Here is a 22311-nt window from a genome sequence, read left to right on the forward strand (position 1 = left end):
CTCCTTCATACAAGGAGCCTCACATGCGTGCGATTCTTCCCCTCCTGCTGGCCGTCAGCATGCCACTCGCCGCCGCCCCCCTGCACAGCCAGTTCCTGCCGCCCGATGATCAGTCCTTGCGCCAGGAAGCGCCGACCGGTCAGCAACTGCTGCAAGTGACCGACTACTCGGTGGTGGTGGGGGCCCAGCGCCAGTCCGACCAGCAGCCGATCCCGATCACCTCGTCGTTGCAGGTGCGCCTGAAGGGCAAGCCGTTGAGCAAGGGCGCGACCATCGCCCAAGTGCTGCTGACCTTCGACGGCGAAGCGGCCAAGAGCTTGAAGAAGCCCGTGTATGACGAAAAAAGCCGCACCTTGAGCCTTAATTACCCGGTCAGTGACTACCGGGTAATCATGGACCTGCTGCGTAACGAGACCCTGTACGTGCAGTTTCTCACCTATGGTAACGGCCACATCTGGGCCGACCTGCACACCGGTACCGTACGTACGCGTTGAGCCACGCGGCCTGCGAGGGGTAAACTGCCGGCCTTCGAAATCCCGTGATGGTCCAGTTGGAGTCGGCAATGCGTAAAGACAAGAAACAGGTAATCGGCGACGAAATCAGCGACGACTACATCAAGTCGTTCCTTCAGTTCGAACCGGCCGATGGCGTGACCTCTCCTTCGCACCACAAGCTGGTCAAGGCGTACCGCGGGCTGCGTGTCGACGATTTCGAGCGCTTTGTCGGCTTCTTTGTCGAAGCTGGCCTGGACCTGGATGGCAAGGACGAGCACGGCAAGACCTTCGTCGAGCAAATTGCCGACCAGCGCAATGCGCCTCAGTACATCGAGATCATCGACAACGCCCGCGGTTGATTTGTAAGCCTGTACCGGCCTCTTCGCGGCTTCAGCCGCGAAGAGGCCGGTACAGGCAGATAACGCCTCAGGCACAAAAAAACGCCCCGAGGGGCGTTTTTTCGTTACCGGGCGGTTCAGGCGTAGTGCTTGGCCGCCGGGCTGCTTTCCACCAGGTCCAGCGCCACATCGTTGTCGGCACTGATCTTCTGGTACAGGGCAGCATCGGTTGCCAGTGTCTTCTCGCGCGCCGGGAAGATTTCCTTGAGCTTGGCAGCCCAGGCACCTTTGGCCTGCTCGGGGAAGCAGCGTTCGATCAGTTCCAGCATGATCGACACGGTCACCGAAGCGCCTGGCGAAGCGCCGAGCAGTGCGGCGAGGCTGCCGTCCTGGGCCGAGACCAGCTCGGTACCAAACTGCAGCACACCACCTTTTTTCGGGTCTTTCTTGATGATCTGCACGCGCTGACCAGCCACTTCCAGGCGCCAGTCTTCGGCCTTGGCCTGCGGATAGAAGCGACGCAGGGCTTCCAGACGCTGCTCCATAGACTGCATCACTTCGCTGACCAGGTACTTGGTCAGGTCCATGTTGTCACGGGCCACGGCCAGCATCGGGCCGATGTTGCCCATGCGCACCGACAGCGGCAGGTCCATCAGCGAACCGTGCTTGAGGAACTTGGTGGTGAAGCCGGCGTACGGGCCGAACAGCAGCGAAGTCTTGCCGTCCACAACGCGGGTATCCAGGTGCGGTACCGACATCGGCGGGGCGCCCACGGCGGCCTGGCTGTAGACCTTGGCCTGGTGCTGCTTGACGATTTCCGGATTGTCGCAACGCAGCCACTGGCCGCTGACCGGGAAGCCGCCAAAGCCTTTGCTTTCCGGGATGCCCGAGACCTGCAGCAGCGGCAGGGCCGCGCCGCCGGCGCCGAGGAAGACAAAGCGGGCGTCGACTTCGCGGCTGCCGCCGCTGTTGACGTCCTTGATGCTCACGGTCCAGCCTTTGCCGTTACGGCGCAGGCCGACGACCTTCTTGCTGTATTTCACCTGCGCGTCCGGCGAGTCGCCCAGCAGCTTGAGCAGCTTGTTGGTCAAGGCGCCGAAGTTGACGTCGGTGCCTTTGGCTACACGAGTAGCTGCAATGTGCTGGTCGGCCGGACGGCCTGGCATCATCAACGGCATCCAGTCGCTCATCACCGCCTTGTCTTCGGTGTATTCCATGTCAGCGAAGGCATGGTGCTGCTTGAGCAGCTCGAAGCGCTTCTTGAGGAAGGAAACACCCTTGTCACCCTCGACGTAGCTCAGGTGCGGGACAGGGTTGATGAACGCACGCGCCGAGCCGAAGTTGCCCTTCTTGCTCAGGTAGGCCCAGAACTGGCGCGACACCTCGAACTGGGCGTTGATGTGCACGGCCTTCTTGATGTCGATGCTGCCATCGGCGGCCTGGGGCGTGTAGTTAAGCTCGCACAGACCAGCGTGGCCGGTACCTGCGTTGTTCCAGGGGTTGGAGCTTTCCGCGGCTCCGGAGTCCATCGCCTCGACGACCTCAAGCTTCAGGGTCGGGTCAAGCTCCTTCAGCAGTACGGCCAGGGTGGCACTCATGATGCCCGCGCCTACCAGTACTACATCAACCGATTCGTTCTGCGCCATTTAACGCGTCTCCACAATCTACAGCTACCTAATTGACAGCATAGGACCTGGGGTAGCCAGGGTCGCCATGTCCGACTTTTCGCAGTTCTTGCAACTTCCGCGGACACCGCCAATCAGTCTTCGGGTTCAGCTATTGAACGCCGTTTGCCACGGGTGCGGCAATTCGACTTATGGTCAAGGTGTCGTGCGTGCGTTATGGAACGGTTCAGACACTCATACGGGATGAGCGCATTTGCCGCCTGTTCAGGGCTGTTCGGGACACATCTGCCGCTTTTGCACATGCCAGACTGTTCATTTGCTCGCCACACTCTTGTGAAGTTGTGAAAACCGTTTTTTCACGCTCTTTTGGAGACGTGAACCTCAAAAGGGGACTGCGCGATGGCAACCCGCAGGTTCATGCAGTGTGAAGGGCCGGAAAAGCAGGCACGACAGCCGATGCAAGACCTGAGTGGAAGGCTCTCTGTGGGCGAAGCGGTGAAGTTGCCGGGGTCAATCGGCGAGTGCGGGGCCCGATCAGGAGACGTCCTTATAATCGGGGGGAGATTATAGCGATGTCGCGGGCAGAAATGTCGCCATTCGTGGTTTTTATTGCAGCGTTTGTCAGGCCGCGAGGATGCGCTGGTGCCAGCGGCGGCTTGCGCGAGCGCAAACCCGGGCGTCGGCGGGCAGCTCGCGGCCCAGCCAGGCCAGCTGGATGTCACCAACCTGGACCCAGCCGCTGCCGCTTGGCACCTGGCTGCATTGCTTGAAAGCCAGGCATTTGCCTTGGCTATCGAGGCGGGCGTAGGTGTTGTGGCGCGGGCGTTGGAAAAGCAGAGTCCAGAGCGAGGCCATGGCGGCGAGTCCTTTGCATGAGGGCTTGGCGCAAGGATAAGGGTGGGGCCATGAAACGATTGTGACAAGCGGGTCGGGCCGATGACTGGTCTGTGCCTGGCTAGGTATACTGTGGGCCTTTGCCGCATTTTCTGGAGAAACGCGCATGTTGCAACGTCTGTTGTTCGGTTTGATTGCCGTGGCCAGCCTCAGCCTGGTCGGTTGTGCCCACAGCCCGCAACAACTCAACCCGCAACCCACGCTCAAGGCCCAGCTCGCCCCTGTGGGTCACGGCCAGCCGGTCGTGGTGCGGGTGGTTGACGGCCGGCCTTCGCAATCCTTGGGCACCCGTGGTGGCATGTACCCTGAGACCAGCACCATCAGCGTCAGCGGTAACGACGTGGTACCCAAGCTGCAGGCCCAGGCCGAAGCTGCCGTGCGCCTGCTCGGCTTCACCCCGACGCCGAATGCCTCTGGTGCCCCCCAGCTGACCGTGACCCTGGCCGAGCTGAAATATCAGTCGCCTAAAGACAACCTGTACGTGACCGAGGCCACCATCGGTGCCACCTTCCGCGCCGACGTGCGCAATGGCGGGCGCAGCTACAGCGGCCGCTACGGCGCTTCGCTGGACCAGCGTTTCGGCATGGCGCCGAACCAGGACACCAATACCCAGCTGGTGGGTGATGTGCTGAGCGATGCCCTGACCCGCCTGTTCAAAGACCCGACCATCGGGCAGGTGCTGGGCCAGTAAGCGTTTGGCTGGATGAAAAAAACCCGCTCCCTGTGCCAGGTAGCGGGTTTTTTGTTGCCTGTGCTGGCCTCTTCGCGGGTAAACCCGCGAAGAGGCCGGTTCAGGCTTACGCTGCTTCTACGTAGAAATCCAGCAAGCTGAAGCCCGTCCCGGCATCGACCTCTGGCAAATCTTCATGTACATGCCCGCCCAGCGCACAGTAGACCAGCCACTGGCGGTCCTGCACATTGATGGCAAAACCATCGATCAACGCCTGTTGTTCATCGCTCTGGGCAACGAGGTAGAGGCGGTCCTGGTTTTCGGCGTGCAACATGAACAAGCTCCGGATCATGAGAGGCCGACAGGGTGGCCTGTTCAGATGACGAGCAAATGACAGATGAAATTTAATGACACTTTGTCGCCCATGCCGGGCGCCGAACAGCGACTTGGGTAGAATGCGTGCCTTTGCCGCTGCTCACACCGAGGTTGCGTGATGTCCTTGCAAGTGCTCTGGGGGTTCCTGGCCGCCCATCCCACCAAGTTGATCAACCTGCTGGCGCTGCTGCTGACCTGCCCGGGCGGGTTGCTGCTGCACAGCGCACGGCGGCGCGAGGCCGAGACCCGCGAATACATGGCGGTGGAGGAGGGGGTGGTGGACGCATTCGACCTGCGGGTGCCACGCTACTTCTACATTCTCGGTTTTTCGTGCCTGGCGATGGCGTTGCTGTTGTCCTGGTTCAGTACCTGGGTCTGAGAACCATTGGGGCTGCAACGCAGCCCCCGGGATCGATCAGGCGACCGGCGTCTGCTGCCTGACCTGATACTGGTTACGCACCGGCGTCGCATACTGCAACACAAGGTAAGGCCGCTGCTCTTCAGGGCAGGCATCTAGCCGGCGCTGCCATTCTTCCTTGGCCTTGGCCAGCTCGTCCGCCGGGAACACCTTTTCGGCACTCGGCACCTGCAGCGCCTCATCCTTGCTGTCCCACATCGCATACGCCAGGTAATGCACCGGGAACAGGCGGTAGCTGCCAAGGATCTGCCGGTCGATTTCGGCTGCCAGCTGCTTGGTGTCCTCGTAGTACGCGGTCACCGGCGGGGTGAACGTGATGTGCACCCGGCCCTTGTAGCCAGTAATGCCCTTGGCGATGCTGTTGTCATCCTCGCCCGGCGCCTTCGTGTAGGTGCCGGTGGTGGCGCGGATGTACAGCTCGCGGGCCTTGGCCTGGTCGCACGGGTCGTATTCGTAGCTGATCGACACCGGCGTCAGGTTCAGGCCCTGGATCACCGCACCGAACGGCTCGTCCTTGCGGCTCATGTGGAACATCTTGAGGATCGCCGAATCGGTGCGGTCGTCACCGTCCTTGGCGCGGCCTTCGGCCTGGGCGATCCAGATCGACGTGGCGTCGTTGCGGATCGAGTGGCTGATGTAGGCCGAGAGCAACTGATAGGCTGCCAGCTTCTCGCGGCGTCCGCTGATCGAACGGTGCACGATGAAGCTCTTGTTCAGACGCATCATGTCGCTGACAAACGGCTTTTGCAGCAGGTTGTCACCAATGGCAATGCGAGGGGTGGGCAAGCCTGCGTGGTACACCGCGTAGTTGACAAACGCCGGGTCCATGACGATGTCACGGTGGTTGGCCAGGAACAGGTAGGCGGTGCCGGCCTTGAGCTGTTCCACGCCGGAATAGGTAACGCCGTCGGTGGCGCGGTCGATGGTCTGGTCGACGTAGTATTCGACTTTGTCCTGCAGGGTCGAAACGCAGGTGACGCCAGCGAATTCCTTGCGCAGGCGACGGGCAATCAGCGGCTTGAGCAACCAGCCGAGAGCACCGGCCGCACGCGGGAAGCGGAAGTGAGTGAGGATATCGAGGAATGCCGGGTCGCTGAGCAGGCGTGCCAGAACGGCAGGGACCTCAGCGTCGTCGTACGGTCGGATGGCATCGAATTCGCCCATCATGCTCTCTTGTTGGAAACGGCTAGGGTAATAAGGTAGGGGCGGGCTCCGAAAAACGGCTCGGACACACACAGGCCCTGTAAACAGACCGGCAATTATACGCATAAGTCACCCCGGAGGCCGCGATGCTGGAAACTGCGAACTACGAATGCCCTTATTGTGGCGAAGAAGTCGAAACCACGGTCGACCTGTCCGGTGGCGATCAGGAGTACATCGAGGACTGCCAGGTGTGCTGCAAGCCTATCCGCTTCGTGCTGCAGGTGCATGGCGAGGAGTGGATGCTGGACGTCTTCGGTGAGAACGACTGATGCGGCGTATCTACGAACCTGAAAACCTGCTGGAAGCCGAAATGCTGGTCGGCATGCTGGCCAGTGAAGGCATCAACGTGCAGCTGGTGGGCCGTGACTTGATGGGGGGCGTAGGCGAACTGCCCCTGCAAGGTCTGCTCGGGCTTGCGGTAGCTGATGAGCAGGCCGAGTACGCACGGCAGCTGATCGATGCGTACAATGCTGCCCAGCCACTGGTTGGCGACGAACCGGAGAGCTTCCCCGGTACCTTGATCTGCTAGGTTCTGAATTCGCCCATGTGTGGACGTTATGCCCTGTTTCGCTGGCCCCAGGCGCTTGCCAGCCTGCCTGGCTTCCCCGAAGGCCAGCCGGCCCAATGGAACATTTCGCCCGGGGCTTCGGTGTTGATCCAGCGCCAGCTCGACGGCCAGCAGCAACTGGCCAAGGCGCGCTGGGGGCTTACCCCGGCCTGGCTCACAGACCTGTCCCGCACCCCCGCGCATGCCCGCGCCGAAACCCTGGTCGAGCAGCCAATGTTTCGCGATGCATTTCGCCAGCGTCGCTGCCTGATGCCGGCCAATGGCTTTTACGAGTGGCGTGGCAACGTGCGTAAACGCCCGTACTGGTTAACCCCGGGGGAGGGCTCGTCGCTGTATTTTGCAGCAGTGTGGGAGGCCTACCCGGTGCAGGACCAGGTGTGGCTGAGCTGCGCGGTGGTGACCCAGGCGGCCATGAGCCAGCGTCGGCCGCTGATACTGGACGAGGCGGGGCAGGCAGCATGGCTTGATCCGGATACGCCGATTACCCGCCTGCATGAGTTGCTGGCCAGCCCGTCGGTAACATTGCGAGAGCGGGCCTTGGCCAATTTCGTCAATGACCCGAAGCTGGATGCGCCGGAGTGCCTCACGCCGGCCTGATGCTCTGGCCCTTTCGCGGGCATGCCCGCGAAGAGGCCGGTACAGGCGAAGAAAATCTTCCCTACGGCTATAGCGGGCACTGGCGACTCGGCCTAGGATACGGCGCATGTAAAAAGGGAGTGTTTTCATGCGTAAGTCTTTTGTCGTCAGCCTGTTGAGTGCTGGCATCCTGCTGGCCGGTTGCCAGGCGGTGAACACCACCAGCGGCGGCGCTGTCGGCGTGCAGCGCCAGCAGTACATGTTCAGCATGCTCTCGACCGATGAGGTCAACCAGATGTACGCCCAGTCGTACCAGCAGACCCTGGGTGAGGCATCGAGCAAAGGTGTACTCGACAAATCCAGTGCCGATGCCAAGCGCGTACAGGCCATCGCCAACCGCCTGATCGCCCAGGCGCCCAAGTTCCGCCCGGATGCCGCGCAATGGAACTGGGAAGTCAACGTGATCAAGAGCGACGAACTGAACGCCAACTGCGGCCCGGGCGGCAAGATCATTGTCTACACCGGGCTGATCGATCAGCTCAAGCTCACCGATGCGGAAATCGCCGCGGTGGTGGGGCACGAGATTGCCCACGCCCTGCGTGAGCACAGCCGCGAGGCCATGTCCAAGGCGTACGGCGTGGAAATGGCCCGTCAGGGTGCCGGTGCCATCTTCGGCCTCGGCCAAGGCAGCATGGCCATGGCCGACACCGTGGTGAACTACGCCATGACCCTGCCCAACAGCCGGTCCAACGAGAACGAGGCCGACCTGATTGGCCTGGAGCTTTCGGCGCGTGCCGGCTACGACCCGAATGCCGCGATCACCTTGTGGAACAAGATGAGCAAGGCTTCCGAAGGTGCACCGCCTGAGTTCATGAGCACTCACCCGGCGTCCGAAAGCCGCATCGCTTCACTGCAGGCGGCGATTCCGAAGGTGATGCCGCTGTATCAGGCTGCGGCCAAGCCGTAAGACTTTGTTTTCGGTTTACGCGGTCCCATTGTAGGAGCAGCCTTGTGCTGCGAAAGGGCCGGTAAGGGCAGTCCACTTGGGGTGCCTGTACCGGCCTCTTCGCAGCGCAAGGCTGCTCCTACAGGCTTTGCGTCAGGCTGCAACTTTTGGTTAACCCACCCAACCACTGGCTTTCATCGCCGTATAGACCGCCACGATGGCCAGCACGAAGAACGCCGTTGCCGCCAGGCGACGGATCAGGGTCAATGGCAGCTTGTCTGCCGCGAAGTTACCCGCCAGAACCACCGGCACGTTGGCGATCAGCATGCCCAGGGTGGTACCGATGATCACCATGATCAGGTGCGGATACTGCGCCGCCAGCATCACGGTGGCGACTTGGGTCTTGTCACCGATTTCTGCCAGGAAGAACGCGATCAGCGTAGTCAGGAACGGCCCGAAGCGGCGCGCCGGGTTCTCGTCGTCATCCATCTTGTCGGGCACCAGGGTCCACAGCGCAGTGGCGGTGAAGCTCGCGGCCAGGATCCAGTGCAATGCCGAGTCGCTGAAGAAGCTGCCGAACCAGGCACCCACGGCGCCAGCGGCGGCATGGTTGGCCAAGGTGGCGGCGACGATGCCGGCAATGATCGGCCAGGGCTTGCGGAAGCGGGCAGCGAGAATGAGCGCGAGCAGTTGCGTCTTGTCGCCGATTTCGGCGAGGGCAACGATGGCGGTGGGGACCAGCAGAGATTCCAGCATCAGGTTTCCTACGGGGGCGGGTCGACACGGCTATGACACGTACATCCTCCCCGCCCCGGGTAAGGTGTGCGTGTCATAGGTCTTGTCAAACCCTGGATCCGTCTCTGCGGATCTCTCCATGCAGGCTGGCATGGTGGGTCGCACGCGCCATGGTCTGTTGACCAAGTATGTTGACGCGTACCGGGCGAGCAGGGTGCTCGCGGGAGACTACTCCCCTAGGACGGTGCGGATTCTGCCTAGGCAAAACGCTTTCGGCAAGCGCTGTTTTTATCCGCGTGTTGCCTGATAGATACGGAAACCGTCAGCGTCGGCGCGCACCTGGCAGTTGCCCAGCGCCCCTTCGATCAGCGGCTGGTAACGCAGGAAGCTGTTGGCAACCAGGCGCATTTCGCCGCCTTTTCGCAGATGAACGGCCGATTTTTTCAGCAAGTTCTCCGAAGCGTGGTAGTTGGTATGTACCCCGGTGTGGAACGGAGGGTTACTCAGGATCAGGCTGAGATCGGTCGGGGCCGCGTCGATACCATCCCCGCTGATCACCTCGCCTTCCAGGCCGTTGGCCGCCAGCGTCAGGCGGCTGGCCGCCACGGCGAAGGCGTCCACATCCAGCAGGGTTACCCGGCTTTGCGGATAGCGGCGCTTGACCGTTGCGCCCAATACCCCGGCGCCGCAGCCGAAGTCCAGCACATGCCCGCTCGGCAGGCTGTCGAGGTGCTTGAGCAGCAGGGCGGTGCCGCGGTCGAGGCGCCCGTGGCTGAATACGCCAGGCAGGCTGACCACTTGCAACGGGCCGTCGTCAAGGGCCAGTTCGAAGCGTTCGGCCAGGCTTTCCAGCGGCTTGGCCTCAGGCGTCTGCTCGATGGTCACTTGCCACAGCTGGCAGTGCCGGGCGCTGTCCAGCTTGCGCGGTTTGCCAAAGGCCTGCAGCTGTTTGGCCGCGCCTTCGATGCCGCCGCGCTTTTCGCCGACCAGGTACAGCTCACGGCCGGCCAGGCGCGACGCCAGGGCATTGAGCAGGTAGGCGGCCAGTTCGCGGGACTTGGGCAGGAACAGCACGGCGCTGTCGAAGGGCACTTCAGGTGGTTCGACACCATGGTGGCTGCGGCCGGCAAAGCGGCTGTCGAGCAGGGCCTGATCGCCTGCGTGCCATGTCCAGGCCTGGGCCTGTGGCAATTGGCCGAGCAGGCCATCGGCGGGGGCGCCGGCAATCAGCAGCGGCCCCTGGAACAGCTCTGCCTGGCGGAGCAATACTTCACTGCGCGGGTCCATGGACGACGCCTCCTGGAAAAAAGTGGCGCAGTGTAGCAGAGGCGGGCGCCCCGCTCAGCTGACCACGCGGCGTGGCTGGCCGGCGAAGAAGGCCTGGGCGTTCTCGCTGAGCTGGCCGACGATGCGTTGGCGCGATTCCACTGCCCCCCAGGCGCTGTGCGGGGTGATGATCAGGCGTGGGATGCCGGGTGCGAGCAACGGGTTGCCGTTGACCGGCGGCTCCACGCTGAGCACGTCGGTGGCCGCGCCGCCCAGGTGACCATTGCGCAGGGCATCGGCCAGCGCCTGCTCGTCGATCAGGCCGCCACGGGCGGTGTTCACCACCAGCGCACCGGGTTTGAGCAGGGCCAGTTCGCGGGCACCGAGCATATGCCGGGTGTGCTCGTTCAGCGGGCAGTGCAAGGTCAGGGCGTCGACTTGTGGCAGCAGCTCGTCCAGCGGCAGGCGGTCGGCGCGTTCCGGGCGGCCGGGAATCTGCCCGCTCAGTACGCGCATACCGAAGGCTTCGGCCAGCCGCGCCACCGCGCCGCCCAGTTCGCCGTGGCCGAGCAGGCCGAGGGTTTTGCCTTCGAGCTCGACGATGGGAAAGTCCAGCAGGCAGAACTGGCTGGCCTTGGCCCACTGGCCGTCCGCCACCGCCTGGTTGTAGTCGCACAGGCGGGTGGCCATGGCCAGCAGCAGGGCGAGGGTGTGCTGCGCGACGGACGGCGTGCCGTAGCCCTGGCAGTTGCATACCGTGATGCCCTGCGCGCGCGCTGCTGCCAGGTCGACATTGTTGGTGCCGGTGGCGGCCACCAGGATCAGCTTGAGCTGTGGGTTGGCAGCCAGGGTCGCGGCGTCGAGCATGACCTTGTTGCTGACCACCGCCACGGCGCCCTGCAGGCGCTGGCTTACCTGGTCAGGGCGGGTTGCATCGAACAGCTCCAACTCATCGAACTGGCTTCGTAGCGGGGAAAGGTCGAGGTCACCAAGGTCCAGGGATTGGTGATCGAGAAACACGGCGCGACGCGGGCTTGGCATCAGTAAGGCTCCGTTGGCAGGGCAGGGATGATCCATCACCCGGACAATGCCACTCATACCCCGCGCAGCCAAATCATTCCTTCGGCTGATTTAGCCGTCACATTCGCGAACTACAGTTGTTCCCAGACTTCTCCGGCCCGCTTTTTCAGAAAAGGGATACCCATGCTGCAGACCCGCATCATCAAGCCCGCCGAGGGCGCCTACGACTACCCGCTGCTGATCAAACGCCTTTTGATGTCCGGCAGCCGCTATGAAAAGACCCGCGAAATCGTCTACCGCGACCAGTTGCGGCTGACGTACCCACAGCTCAACGAGCGTATTGCGCGTCTGGCCAATGTGCTGACCGAGGCGGGGGTAAAAGCGGGTGACACGGTGGCGGTAATGGACTGGGACAGCCACCGCTACCTGGAGTGCATGTTCGCCATCCCGATGATCGGCGCTGTTGTGCACACCATCAACGTGCGCCTGTCGCCCGAGCAGATCCTCTACACCATGAACCACGCCGAAGACCGCGTGGTGCTGGTCAACAGCGATTTCGTCGGCCTCTACCAGGCCATTGCCGGGCAGCTGACCACCGTTGACAAGACCCTGCTGCTGACCGATGGCCCGGACAAGACCGCCGAGCTGCCTGGGCTGGTGGGCGAGTACGAGCAGCTGCTGGCAGCCGCCAGCCCACGCTATGACTTCCCGGACTTCGACGAAAACTCGGTGGCCACTACCTTCTACACCACCGGCACCACCGGTAACCCCAAAGGTGTGTACTTCACCCACCGGCAACTGGTACTGCACACCCTGGCCGAAGCTTCGGTCACCGGCAGCATCGACAGCGTGCGCCTGCTGGGCAGCAACGACGTGTACATGCCCATCACGCCGATGTTCCATGTGCATGCCTGGGGCATTCCCTACGCCGCCACCATGCTTGGCATGAAACAGGTATACCCGGGGCGCTACGAGCCGGACATGCTGGTCAAGCTGTGGCGCGAAGAAAAGGTCACGTTCTCCCATTGCGTGCCGACCATCCTGCAGATGCTGCTCAACTGCCCGAACGCGCAAGGGCAGGACTTCGGCGGCTGGAAGATCATCATCGGCGGCAGCTCGCTCAACCGTTCGCTGTACCAGGCTGCCCTGGCGCGTGGCATCCAGCTGACCGCCGCGTATGGCATGTCCGAAACCTGCCCGCTGATCTCCGCCGCGCACCTGAACGACGAGCTGCAGGCCGGCAGCGAGGATGAGCGCGTCACCTACCGCATCAAGGCCGGCGTGCCGGTGCCGCTGGTCGAGGCGGCCATTGTCGATGGCGACGGCAACTTCCTGCCGGCAGACGGCGAGACCCAGGGCGAGTTGGTGCTGCGTGCACCGTGGCTGACCATGGGTTATTTCAAGGAACCGGAAAAGAGCGAGGAGCTGTGGCAGGGGGGCTGGCTGCACACCGGCGATGTCGCTACCCTCGACGGCATGGGCTACATCGACATTCGTGACCGCATCAAGGATGTGATCAAGACCGGTGGCGAGTGGGTTTCTTCGCTCGACCTCGAAGACCTGATCAGCCGTCACCCGGCCGTGCGCGAAGTGGCGGTGGTGGGGGTAGCCGACCCGCAATGGGGCGAGCGCCCGTTTGCCCTGCTGGTGGTGCGCGAAAGCCAGGCCATCGATGCCAAGGCGCTCAAGGACCATCTCAAGCCATTTGTCGAGCAAGGGCACATCAACAAGTGGGCGATTCCTAGCCAGATCGCTGTTGTTACTGAAATTCCCAAGACCAGTGTCGGCAAGCTCGACAAGAAACGCATCCGCCAGGACATCGTCCAGTGGCAGGCCAGCAACAGCGCGTTCCTTTCCACGCTGTGACCGCCGTGCGGGTCGCTGACGTCAGAACGCGACCCGCACGCTAGAGGCCCCGGCGCCTTGCCAAATGGCAAAAATGCGCCATCCTTGAGCTCTGCCAGCCCGCAATCGGGACAATACTGCAGCGAGTTGGCGGCATGGAGCGCAAATCACACTTTAGAGGGATCAAGCGCCTGTGCCTTGCTGGCTATAGTCGGGGCCAGGGGATTTTCAGGAATGGGGGAGGGCGACACGCGCAAGCCGTGTCGCCGCAGGTGAAAACCTGCAAACCGGTCGCTCGGGCCGTTCTTGAAAGGACTCACTGCCATAACAATAAAGTACATGGAGTAGCGTCGATGAAATCTGCAAACCTGTTCTGGCGCCGGGCCAAGTTGCCCCTGGCCGTCAGCCTTGCTTCCACGCTCGCAAGTCCTGCTTTCGCTGTCAGTTTCAACATTGGTGAAATCGAAGGGCAGTTCGACTCGTCGCTCTCCATCGGCGCTAGCTGGTCGACGGCCAACCCCAACAAGAACCTGATCGGGGTGAACAACGGCGGCAAGGGCCTGTCGCAGACATCCGACGACGGCCACCTGAACTTCAAGAAGGGCGAAACCTTCTCCAAGATCTTCAAGGGCATTCACGACCTGGAGCTCAAGTACGGCGATACCGGCGTGTTCGTGCGCGGCAAGTACTGGTACGACTTCGAGCTGAAGGACGAAGGCCGCGAGTTCAAGGACATCAGCGACTCCGGCCGCAAGGAGGGCGCCAAGTCGTCCGGCGCCCAGTTGCTCGACGCCTTTGTCTATCACAACTATTCCATCGGCGATCAGCCGGGCTCGGTGCGCCTGGGCAAGCAGGTGGTGAGCTGGGGTGAGAGTACCTTCATCGGCGGCGGCATCAACTCGATCAACCCCATCGACGTGTCGGCGTTCCGCCGCCCAGGGGCCGAGATCAAGGAAGGCCTGATCCCGGTCAACATGTTCTATATCTCGCAAAGCCTGACCGACAACCTGTCGGCCGAGGCCTTCTACCAGATCGAGTGGGACCAGACGGTTGTTGATAACTGCGGTACGTTCTTCTCCCAGCCGGACATCATCGCCGACGGCTGTACCGACAACCTGCGTGTGCTCAACAGCAGCCGCACGGTGCCCGGCGCGGCCCAGCAGTTTCTCGCCTCCCGGGGCGTGGACATCAACGAGGAAGGGGTGATGGTGCGCCGCGGCGCCGACCGTGATGCCCGCGACAGCGGCCAGTTCGGCGTGGCACTGCGCTATATGTTCGACCCGCTGGACACCGAGTTCGGCGCCTACTTCATGAACTACCACAGCCGCGCACCGATCTTCAGTGCCACCGGCGCCCCACCATCGGTGTTCGCCGGCCTGAGCGCGCTGCCTGCCCAGTTGCGGGCGCTGGCACCGCTGATTGTGGCCGGCAACTCCGAGTACTTCGTCGAGTACCCCGAAGACATCCGCCTGTACGGCCTGAGCTTCTCCACTACGCTGCCTACAGGTACGGCCTGGAGTGGTGAAGTCAGCTATCGCCCCAATGCCCCCGTGCAACTGAATACCACCGACATCCTGTTCTCGGGCGTGCGTCCGATTGGTGGCGCACTGACCAACGCTTCGCTGCTCTCCGGTACCCCCGGCCAAGACCTGCACGGCTACCGTCGCAAGGAAATCACCCAGTTCCAGACCACGCTGACGCACTTCTTCGACCAGGTAATGGGTGCCAGCCGCATGACTGTGGTGGGCGAAGTTGGGGTAACCCACGTTGGCGGCCTGGAAAACGCCCGCGAGACCCGCTATGGCCGTGACCCGGTCTTCGGGCCAGGCCCGCTGCCTGCCACTGGCGGTGCGGACACCTGCCAGGCACTCAATGCCAGCACCATCGCCGGCGCAGGTGCTGGGGCATCCACCACCAACTTGAATCGTAAATGCGAAAACGACGGCTACACCACCAGTACCTCCTGGGGTTACCGCGCACGGGTCATCTGGGACTACAACGACGTCTTCGCCGGGGTCAACCTCAAGCCCAGTGTGGCCTGGTCGCATGACGTTTCCGGCTACTCGCCCGGCCCGGGTGCCAACTTCGAGGAAGGCCGCAAGGCAGTCAGCCTGGGCCTGGACGCCGAGTACCAGAACACCTACACGGCGAGCCTGTCGTACACCAACTTCTTCGATGGCAAGTACAGCACCGTGGATGACCGTGACTTCGTCGCGCTCAGCTTCGGCGTGAACTTCTAAGCATACAGATCCAGGACGACACGACATGAACAAGACCAGAAGTCTGCTGCAAGCCGGTGTACTGGGCCTGTCCCTGCTGGCGACCAGCGTCATGGCTGCGGTATCCGCTGACGAGGCGGCCAAGTTGGGCAGTACCCTGACCCCGATGGGGGCTGAAAAGGCCGGCAACGCCGATGGCTCGATCGGCCCTTGGGAGCCGCTGTCGGTGAGTGCGGGCAGCGTCGACGGCAAGGGTTTCCTGGCCGACCCGTATGGCAGTGAAAAGCCGCTGTTCACCATCACTGCGCAAAACGCCGAGCAGTACAAGGACAAGCTTTCGCCGGGCCAGATGGCCATGCTCAAGCGCTACCCGGACACCTTCAAGATCCCTGTATTCAAAACCCATCGCGGCTCCACGGTACCTGCGGACGTGTTCGCCGCCATCAAGAAAAACGCCACCCAGACCACGCTGACGGAAGGCGGCAACGGTTTGAACAACTTCAACACGGCAGTGCCGTTCCCCATCCCGAAAACCGGCCTGGAAGTGATCTGGAACCACATCACCCGTTACCGGGGGGGCAGTGTCAGCCGCCTGGTGATCCAGGCCACGCCACAGCAGAACGGCTCTTTCAGCCCGGTTTACTTCTCCGACCAGTTCGTCTTCCGCGACAGGATGAAGGATTACGACCCGAACAACCCAGGCAACATCCTGTTCTACTTCAAGCAGGAAGTGACCGCGCCAGCGCGCCTGGCCGGGACCGTGCTGCTGGTGCACGAAACCCTCGACCAGGTGAAGGAGCCGCGCAAGGCGTGGATCTACAACGCCGGCCAGCGTCGCGTACGCCAGGCGCCGCAAGTGTCGTACGACGGCCCGGGTACCGCCGCCGACGGCCTGCGTACCTCGGACAACCTGGACATGTTCAACGGTGCGCCAGACCGCTACGACTGGAAGCTGGAAGGCAAGAAGGAGCTGTACATCGCCTCCAACGCCTTCAAGCTGGATGACCCCAAGCTGAAGTACGCCGACATCATCAAGGCCGGGCACATCAACCAGGACCTGTCCCGTTACGAACTGCGCCGCGTCTGGCACGTGGTCGCAACCCTGAAACCGGGCCAGCGGCACATCTACGCCAAGCGGGACTTCTACATCGATGAGGACACCTGGCAGGCCGCAGTGATCGACCAGTACGACGGCCGTGGCCAGCTGTGGCGTGTGTCCGAAGCCCATTCCCAGCCGTATTACAACAAAGAGGTGCCTTGGTACACCCTGGAAACCATCTACGACCTGCAGTCGGGTCGTTACCTGGCCCTGGGCATGAAAAACGAAGAGAAGCGTGCCTACGACTTCGGCTTCAGTGCCAGCAAGGCGGACTTCCAGCCTGCGGCTTTGCGCCAGTCGGGTATTCGTTGATCTGACAACCCTTCGCTCCGTGTGATCCCCAGAACGCCCCGGCCTGCCCGGGGCGTTTCTGTTTACTGCTCCGGCGATAATTTCCAGTCAAACACAGGCCCTGTAGGAGCAGCCTTGTGCTGCGAAGAGGCCGGTAAGGCTAAAGACTATCTTCGGCTGCAATGGCCTCTTCGCAGCACAAGGCTGCTCCTACCGCTACTGCACTGGCCTTGAAAGCTGTGCAATCCCTGTGTGAGCGGGCGATAAATCTGCTGAATACCCACCCAAACCCCCGCCCCAGCCCCCTGTCCATCAGCCATGTTGCTTTTTGTCGCAGTCTTTTCCGGGGCAATTGCGCCCATCATCTTCAAATGCGCTGCGTTACCGGCTAGTCTCGCAAGCATCCATATCGCCGAAGTCCTCCACCCAGAACGAGCCGGCCATGACAGATTTGTCCCGTACACATGGATTTGCCAGCCAGGCCCTGGGCCTGCTGGACGGGCGTTTCTTCCGGCCGCCGCTGCCGGACGGCCATGTGCCGCGCTTGCGCCTGTGTCAGCGTCTGCAAGCCGGGTTGGGTGGCCGGCTGTTGCTGGTCAATGCCCCGGCGGGTTTCGGCAAAAGCTCCCTGGCCATCGAATTTTGCGAAGCGCTGCCCGAGCATTGGCGTAGCCTGTGGCTGGGCCTGAGCCAGCGTGATGCCGACCCAGGCCGCTTTCTTGAACGCCTGCTCGAAGGCCTGCAGCAGTACTGCCCTGCGCTGGGCGGGCAGGCCATGGGCTTGCTGAAAATGCGCCAGCGCCACCAGCCGTTCGCCTTCGAGGAGTGGATCGACGGCCTGCTCGACGAGCTGGCGCTGTACCTGCAAACCGATACCCCTTTGCTGCTGGTACTGGACGACTATCACCTGGCCCAGGGGCCGGTGCTCGACCGCTGCCTGCAGTTCTTCCTCAACCACCTGCCCGCCGGCCTGGTGTTGCTGGTTACCAGCCGCCAGCGCCCGGATTGGCACCTGGCGCGCTTGCGGCTGTCGCGCCAGCTTGTCGAACTGAACGAACAGGATTTGCGCCTCACCGACGAAGAGTCGCTGGCGGTGATCGGCCGGCAGCCAACGGCCCTGCGCGGCCAGGCACTGGATAACCTGATCCAGCGCAGCGACGGTTGGGTGGCCGGTTTGCGTTTCTGGCAACTGGCAGCCAGCGAGTCGGCGGACGAGCAAGCCTTGCCCCAGGCCTTACATGGCGGCGAAGGTCTGATCCGCGACTACCTGCTTGAAGAAGTCATCGACATGCTGCCCGCCGACGTACAGGCGTTCCTGTACGACACGGCCTGCCAGGAGCGCTTCTGCGCCCCGTTGTGCGACGCCCTGCGTGGCCGCCAGGACAGCGCAGCTGTGCTGCGTTTCCTGCAGGCGCACCAAGTGTTTTTGGTGCCGCTGGACGAGCATGGCCACTGGTTCCGCTACCACCACCTGTTCTCCGACCTGCTGCGCAGCCGGCAGGCCAGCGAACCACTTGCCGGTTTGCAACTGCGTGCCTGTCGCTGGTTTGAAAAGCAGGGCCTGCTGGACGAGGCGGTGGAGCAGGCGCTGCGTGCCGGCCACCTCGATGTCGCTGCCGACCTGGTGCAGAGCCTGTCCGAGGAGCAACTGCTGGCTGAACAGAACGTCGGCATGCTGCTGCGCTGGAAGATGGACCTGCCCGACAGCCTGCTGATCAGCACGCCACGCTTGATCGTGCTGTACAGCTGGGCGTTGGGGCTGGCGTGCCAGCTGGACGCCGCCGAGGAACTGGCCGGCTACCTCAGCCGCTTTCTGCCCGCGCCTTCGGCCACCGCGCAAAAGTCGATGCTGGCCCAGTGGCTGGCGCTGAGTGGGGTCATTGCCCGCGGCCGTGGCGACCGCGAACGCACCTTGGCCTATTGCGGCGAAGCGCTGCAGAGCCTGCCGAGCAAGCGTTATGGTCAACGCCTGGTGTGTTTGTCGACGCTGTCCAACCTGGCCATTGCCGACGGCGACTTCTGGCGGGCCCGAGGCTGGAACCGCGAAGCCCTGGAGCTGGCCCAGCGGGTTGGCAACCCGTTGTTCGAGGCGCTGGCCCATTACGACCGTGCGCGGGTGCTGCATGCCCGTGGCGAGGTGTTGCGCGCACTGGACGAAGTGCGCCAAGGGCTTCAGCGCCTGCAAGGGCTTTCGGCGCAGCGGCTGTATGCGGTGCGCGCGCGCCTGACGCTTTACGAAGGTTACCTGCTGGTCTCGCGCCTGCAGCCGGCCCAGGGCCGTGCGCGTTTGCGCGCGGGGCTGGGCGAGGCGCGGGCCTGCCGGGATATCAGTGTGCTTATCGGCCATTGCGTAATTGCTACGCTCGATGGCCGGGAAGGGCACTTTTCGGAGGCTTTTGCCGAATTGGCCGAGGCCGAGCGCCTGATGCATATCTGGGACGTCCCCCCGGTCTACTACCTGGCCATGATTACCCTGATCAAATGCGAACTGTGGCTGGCCCAGGGGCGTACCGACCTGGCCGAGTCCTGGCTGCTGCGCCTGGGCCAGACCTACGGCGGCGAGCAGCCGGCAGCCGCACCGGAGTTCCACCCGCTGCTGCCGTTGCACATTGCGTTGCAGCAGGCGCTGCTGGAGCGCATCCAGTTACGCGGTGACGACGCCGTACAACGCCTGGCAAGTCTGGTTGAGCGTGGCCAGGCCAGTGGCGGCATGCTGCTCACCGTCAGCGCCCTGTGCCAATGGCTTTCCCTGCTGCTGGACGAAGGCCGGGAGGGGCAGGCCGCGCAATTGCTGCCAAGCCTGCTGGCATCCGCTCATGGCGGCGTGCTGCAACCGTTCCAGCCGCTGCTGGAAAAGCACCCGCACTGGCTTTCTGAGCAATTGCAGGCAGGTTCGTCCTGCCCGGTTCAGGCGGAATTGCTCAAGCGCCTGCCGCAGCAGCGAAGCGCCACCACCGGCACCGGCGAAGCCCTGAGCGGCCGCGAACTGGCCGTGCTCGAACTGATTGCCCAGGGCTGTTCCAACCAGCAGATCAGCGAGCGGCTGTTCATTTCCCTGCACACCGTGAAGACCCACGCCAGCCACATCAACAGCAAGCTGGGCGTTGAGCGGCGTACCCAGGCGGTTGCCAAGGCCAAATCCCTGGGGGTGCTGGCGTGATACTGGCCCTGCAGGTCATTGCCCGCTAAAGTGATGGCCTGAGGCCATGGATTGTGGCCGGTGATGCTCTACCCTCATCTTTCCCGACCAGCTGCCGATACAGCGATCGGTGGCATCGCCTCGCGCGATTTTTCAATCATTCCAAGGCAGGTCGTGTTGATGCTGCAGTACGGGCAAAAAAGCTTTCTGATCGTCGACGACTTTACCGACTTTCGCACGTCGACCCGTTCCATGCTGCGCGAGTTGGGCGTGCGCGACGTGGACACCGCCGACAGCGGCGAGCAGGCGCTGCGCATGTGCGCGCAGAAGCGCTATGACTTCATCCTGCAGGACTTCCACCTGGGCGACGGCAAGAAGAACGGCCAGCAGGTGCTCGAAGACCTGATCATCGACAAGCACATCAGCCATGAGTGCGTGTTCATCATGGTCACGGCCGAAAGCAGCCAGGCCATTGTCCTCAGCGCCATCGAGCACGAGCCCGATGCCTACCTGACCAAACCGTTCAACCGCGTAGGCCTGGCCCAGCGCGTCGAGAAACTGTTCCAGCGCAAGACGTTGCTAAAGCCGATTTTGCAGGCGCTGGACCGCAATCGCCCGGCCGAAGTGCTGGCCGCCTGTGCCGAGCTGTGCAAGAAAGACCCGCGCCTGGCACCGCTGTGCCTGCGTTATCGGGCCGATGCCCTGCGTAACCTCAACCGCTTCGAGGAACTGGAAAAGTTCCTCAAGGCCATCCTGGCCAGCCGCCCGCAGCCTTGGGTGTACGCCGCGCTGGGCGCCCTGATGCACAAGCGTGGCCAGAATGCCCAGGCCCAGGGTGTGTACGAGCAGGCGCTCAAGGCGTTCCCGATCATGCCCGGCCTGTACGACGGCATGGCCGAGGTGCTGGTGGCCCAGGGCGATACCCGGCGCGCGCAAAACCTGCTTGAAGAAGCCGTGCGGCTGTCGCCACTGTCGGTACGTCGGCAGTCGACGCTGGGCAAGCTGGCGCTGGAAAACGAAGACTTCGAGAGCGCGTCGAAGGCGTTCCGCCATGCGGTGAACCAGGGGCAGAGCTCGCGCTACAAGGATGCTGAAAACAACCTTGGCCTGGTGCAGGCGCTGATGAGCAAGAACGCAGGCTTTGGCCTGGACGCCCGTACCCGGGTCGAAATCAACACCACGCTCAGCGAGGTGGCCAAGGAAAACCCCGAGGACCAAGGCTTGCAGGTACGTGCGCGGATGATGAAGGCCGCCAGCCTGCAACAGGCGGGCGACCCGGAAACGGCCGGCAAGCTGACCGAACAGGCGATCCAGCGCCTGGACAAGATGAACCAGTTCTTCTCGGTCGATTCGGCCCTGACCGTTGCCGCACAGTTGCAGGCAATGGGGCAGGAAGCCGCCGCCCTCGGCGTGCTGAAGAGCTGTGTGGAAAGTTATGGCGATGACCCCAAGGTCATGGAGAAAGTGGGCAAGCTGACGGACGACCCCAGCGTGCTCAACGCCATTACCGAAGCGGTCACCCTCAATCGCCAGGGTGTGCGCAGTTACCAGGGAGGGCAGCTTGGCGAGGCGTTGCAGATGTTCCGCAAGGCGCTGGGTATGCAGCCGAAAAACATCAGCATCGCCCTTAACACCGCCCAGGCGCTGCTGCGCATTGGCGGTGAAAACCCTCAGCCCGCGATCATGCAGGAATGCCAGGACGCCTTGACCAGCGTGGCCGGTATCCCTGCCAGCGACAATCGCTATGACCGTTACCGCAAACTGCACATCCGAGTGTTCGGCGCATGAATCAAGACAATCAGGGGCTGGATTTTTCCACGGTGATCGCCTCCACCGTGCACGACCTCAAAAGCTCTTTGTCAGCGCTGATCCAGTCCCACAGCCAGTGGATGGAGCGCTTGCCCGAAGAGCTGCGTGGTGGTGCCGAGCAGGGAATCATGGAGCACGAGTTTCGCCACCTCAACGGCATGCTGGTGCAGTTGCTGGGCCTGTACAAACTGGGTATCAACCAGTTGCCGGTGTGCCCGGACTACCACGAACTGGACGATTTCATCGAAGCCCAGTTGGCGGCGCATCAGGAAGTGCTCAAGCACAACGACATCCTCGCCACCTGGCGCATCGACACCGACAACCCGCTGGGCTTCTTTGACCGCGAGCTGGTGGCCTCGGTGATTGCAAACGTCATCACCAACGCCACCCGCTTCGCTGGGCACGCCTTGCTGATCACCATCGAAGAAGCCGACAACCAGCTGGCCATTTGTGTAAACGATGACGGCCCGGGTTATCCAAAGCACATGCTCGAGCGCCAGGAGGAATACATCCAGGGCATCGACTCGACCAGCGGCAGCACGGGCCTTGGCCTGTACTTTGCGGCGCGGATCGCGGCACTGCATGAAAGCGGCGGGGTGCGCGGACGGATCGAGATCTCCAATGGCGGGGCGCTTGGGGGCGGGTTGTTCAGGTTGTTCCTGCCTTAAGATATGTGGCGTCCATGAGATCGAGCGCCGCCCGCGCGGCGCTCGATCTCATGGACGCCACACCTCCCAAGGCATGAACCACGTGCGCCCGCCCCATTTTCCTGTCACGCTCT

At 62.8% G+C, this 22311-nt stretch carries 21 protein-coding genes and 1 riboswitch; of the genes, 14 read left to right on the forward strand and 7 right to left on the reverse strand.

Annotated features, from left to right (window positions below; genetic code table 11):
- The first annotated feature begins 23 nt into the window (after positions 1-23).
- Positions 24-494 carry a hypothetical protein gene (locus MRBLPB4O_RS03945; protein ID WP_016501488.1) on the forward strand — a complete coding sequence of 157 codons (471 nt, stop codon included), beginning with the start codon at positions 24-26 and terminating at the stop codon, positions 492-494.
- Between the two features lie 68 nt (positions 495-562).
- Positions 563-853, forward strand: a complete 291-nt coding sequence (locus MRBLPB4O_RS03950) for a PA4642 family protein (protein WP_341797564.1) — start codon at positions 563-565, stop codon at positions 851-853.
- A 116-nt stretch (positions 854-969) separates the two neighbouring features.
- On the opposite strand, the gene mqo is transcribed toward MRBLPB4O_RS03950, so the two are convergent.
- Together mqo and MRBLPB4O_RS03960 are read right to left on the reverse strand one after the other, a co-directional pair.
- A complete protein-coding gene (mqo, locus tag MRBLPB4O_RS03955) occupies positions 970-2478 on the reverse strand; it encodes a malate dehydrogenase (quinone) (RefSeq protein WP_019470525.1) in 1509 nt (502 codons plus the stop codon).
- 600 nt (positions 2479-3078) lie between these two features.
- Positions 3079-3312 (reverse strand): hypothetical protein, encoded by a 234-nt coding sequence (locus tag MRBLPB4O_RS03960; RefSeq protein ID WP_341797565.1) that lies wholly within the window; start codon positions 3310-3312, stop codon positions 3079-3081.
- 145 nt (positions 3313-3457) lie between these two features.
- Between MRBLPB4O_RS03960 and MRBLPB4O_RS03965 the strand changes: the two genes are divergently transcribed.
- A complete protein-coding gene (locus MRBLPB4O_RS03965) occupies positions 3458-4042 on the forward strand; it encodes a YajG family lipoprotein (RefSeq protein WP_016484885.1) in 585 nt (194 codons plus the stop codon).
- 106 nt (positions 4043-4148) lie between these two features.
- Here MRBLPB4O_RS03965 and MRBLPB4O_RS03970 read toward each other — a convergent pair whose 3' ends face one another.
- Positions 4149-4355 (reverse strand): hypothetical protein, encoded by a 207-nt coding sequence (locus MRBLPB4O_RS03970; protein WP_016501484.1) that lies wholly within the window; start codon positions 4353-4355, stop codon positions 4149-4151.
- A gap of 159 nt (positions 4356-4514) precedes the next feature.
- On the opposite strand from MRBLPB4O_RS03970, the gene MRBLPB4O_RS03975 reads away from it, so the two are divergent.
- Positions 4515-4775, forward strand: coding sequence for a hypothetical protein (locus MRBLPB4O_RS03975; RefSeq protein WP_016484887.1), 261 nt, complete (start codon positions 4515-4517; stop codon positions 4773-4775).
- Positions 4776-4811: 36 nt separating this feature from the next.
- Here MRBLPB4O_RS03975 and MRBLPB4O_RS03980 read toward each other — a convergent pair whose 3' ends face one another.
- Positions 4812-5978: a 1-acyl-sn-glycerol-3-phosphate acyltransferase gene (locus tag MRBLPB4O_RS03980; protein WP_341797566.1), complete on the reverse strand. Its 1167-nt coding sequence runs from the start codon at positions 5976-5978 to the stop codon at positions 4812-4814.
- A gap of 125 nt (positions 5979-6103) precedes the next feature.
- Between MRBLPB4O_RS03980 and MRBLPB4O_RS03985 the strand changes: the two genes are divergently transcribed.
- From MRBLPB4O_RS03985 to MRBLPB4O_RS04000, 4 genes are all read left to right on the forward strand, one after another.
- The gene (locus MRBLPB4O_RS03985; protein ID WP_341797567.1) at positions 6104-6286 is read left to right on the forward strand and encodes a CPXCG motif-containing cysteine-rich protein; all 183 of its coding nucleotides are present in this window, start codon (positions 6104-6106) and stop codon (positions 6284-6286) included.
- Positions 6286-6546, forward strand: a complete 261-nt coding sequence (locus MRBLPB4O_RS03990; protein WP_341797568.1) for a DUF2007 domain-containing protein — start codon at positions 6286-6288, stop codon at positions 6544-6546. The genes MRBLPB4O_RS03985 and MRBLPB4O_RS03990 overlap by 1 nt, the downstream gene beginning before the upstream one ends.
- A 15-nt stretch (positions 6547-6561) precedes the next feature.
- On the forward strand, positions 6562-7182 hold the full coding sequence (locus MRBLPB4O_RS03995; RefSeq protein ID WP_341797569.1) for an SOS response-associated peptidase: 621 nt from the start codon (positions 6562-6564) through the stop codon (positions 7180-7182).
- Between the two features lie 127 nt (positions 7183-7309).
- Positions 7310-8128, forward strand: a complete 819-nt coding sequence (locus MRBLPB4O_RS04000) for a M48 family metallopeptidase (protein WP_341797570.1) — start codon at positions 7310-7312, stop codon at positions 8126-8128.
- Between the two features lie 150 nt (positions 8129-8278).
- On the opposite strand, the gene MRBLPB4O_RS04005 is transcribed toward MRBLPB4O_RS04000, so the two are convergent.
- The 3 genes from MRBLPB4O_RS04005 to MRBLPB4O_RS04015 form a co-directional block, all read right to left on the reverse strand.
- Positions 8279-8863, reverse strand: a complete 585-nt coding sequence (locus MRBLPB4O_RS04005; RefSeq protein ID WP_063423738.1) for a TMEM165/GDT1 family protein — start codon at positions 8861-8863, stop codon at positions 8279-8281.
- Positions 8864-8951: 88 nt separating this feature from the next.
- Positions 8952-9091: riboswitch (yybP-ykoY riboswitch) on the reverse strand.
- Between the two features lie 39 nt (positions 9092-9130).
- A complete protein-coding gene (locus MRBLPB4O_RS04010; RefSeq protein WP_341797571.1) occupies positions 9131-10129 on the reverse strand; it encodes a class I SAM-dependent methyltransferase in 999 nt (332 codons plus the stop codon).
- 54 nt (positions 10130-10183) lie between these two features.
- Entirely contained in the window at positions 10184-11149 is a 966-nt protein-coding gene (locus tag MRBLPB4O_RS04015; RefSeq protein ID WP_341797572.1) for a 2-hydroxyacid dehydrogenase, read from the reverse strand.
- A gap of 162 nt (positions 11150-11311) precedes the next feature.
- On the opposite strand from MRBLPB4O_RS04015, the gene MRBLPB4O_RS04020 reads away from it, so the two are divergent.
- The 6 genes from MRBLPB4O_RS04020 to MRBLPB4O_RS04045 all read left to right on the forward strand — a co-directional run bounded on the left by MRBLPB4O_RS04020 (position 11312) and on the right by MRBLPB4O_RS04045 (position 22198).
- On the forward strand, positions 11312-12994 hold the full coding sequence (locus MRBLPB4O_RS04020) for a fatty acid--CoA ligase (RefSeq protein ID WP_197864923.1): 1683 nt from the start codon (positions 11312-11314) through the stop codon (positions 12992-12994).
- Positions 12995-13326: 332 nt separating this feature from the next.
- Complete coding sequence (locus MRBLPB4O_RS04025; protein WP_341797573.1) at positions 13327-15213, forward strand: DUF1302 domain-containing protein; 1887 nt, start codon at positions 13327-13329, stop codon at positions 15211-15213.
- 25 nt (positions 15214-15238) lie between these two features.
- Complete coding sequence (locus MRBLPB4O_RS04030) at positions 15239-16603, forward strand: DUF1329 domain-containing protein (protein WP_341797574.1); 1365 nt, start codon at positions 15239-15241, stop codon at positions 16601-16603.
- Between the two features lie 421 nt (positions 16604-17024).
- The gene (locus tag MRBLPB4O_RS04035) at positions 17025-19742 is read left to right on the forward strand and encodes a LuxR C-terminal-related transcriptional regulator (protein WP_341797575.1); all 2718 of its coding nucleotides are present in this window, start codon (positions 17025-17027) and stop codon (positions 19740-19742) included.
- A 159-nt stretch (positions 19743-19901) separates the two neighbouring features.
- Positions 19902-21509, forward strand: a complete 1608-nt coding sequence (locus tag MRBLPB4O_RS04040) for a tetratricopeptide repeat-containing response regulator (RefSeq protein WP_258655237.1) — start codon at positions 19902-19904, stop codon at positions 21507-21509.
- On the forward strand, positions 21506-22198 hold the full coding sequence (locus tag MRBLPB4O_RS04045) for a HAMP domain-containing sensor histidine kinase (protein WP_341797576.1): 693 nt from the start codon (positions 21506-21508) through the stop codon (positions 22196-22198). The genes MRBLPB4O_RS04040 and MRBLPB4O_RS04045 overlap by 4 nt, the downstream gene beginning before the upstream one ends.
- Positions 22199-22311: the final 113 nt, after the last annotated feature.

The sequence above is a fragment of the Pseudomonas sp. LPB4.O genome, from assembly GCF_038383825.1.
GTDB classification, from domain to species: Bacteria; Pseudomonadota; Gammaproteobacteria; order Pseudomonadales; family Pseudomonadaceae; genus Aquipseudomonas; species Aquipseudomonas putida.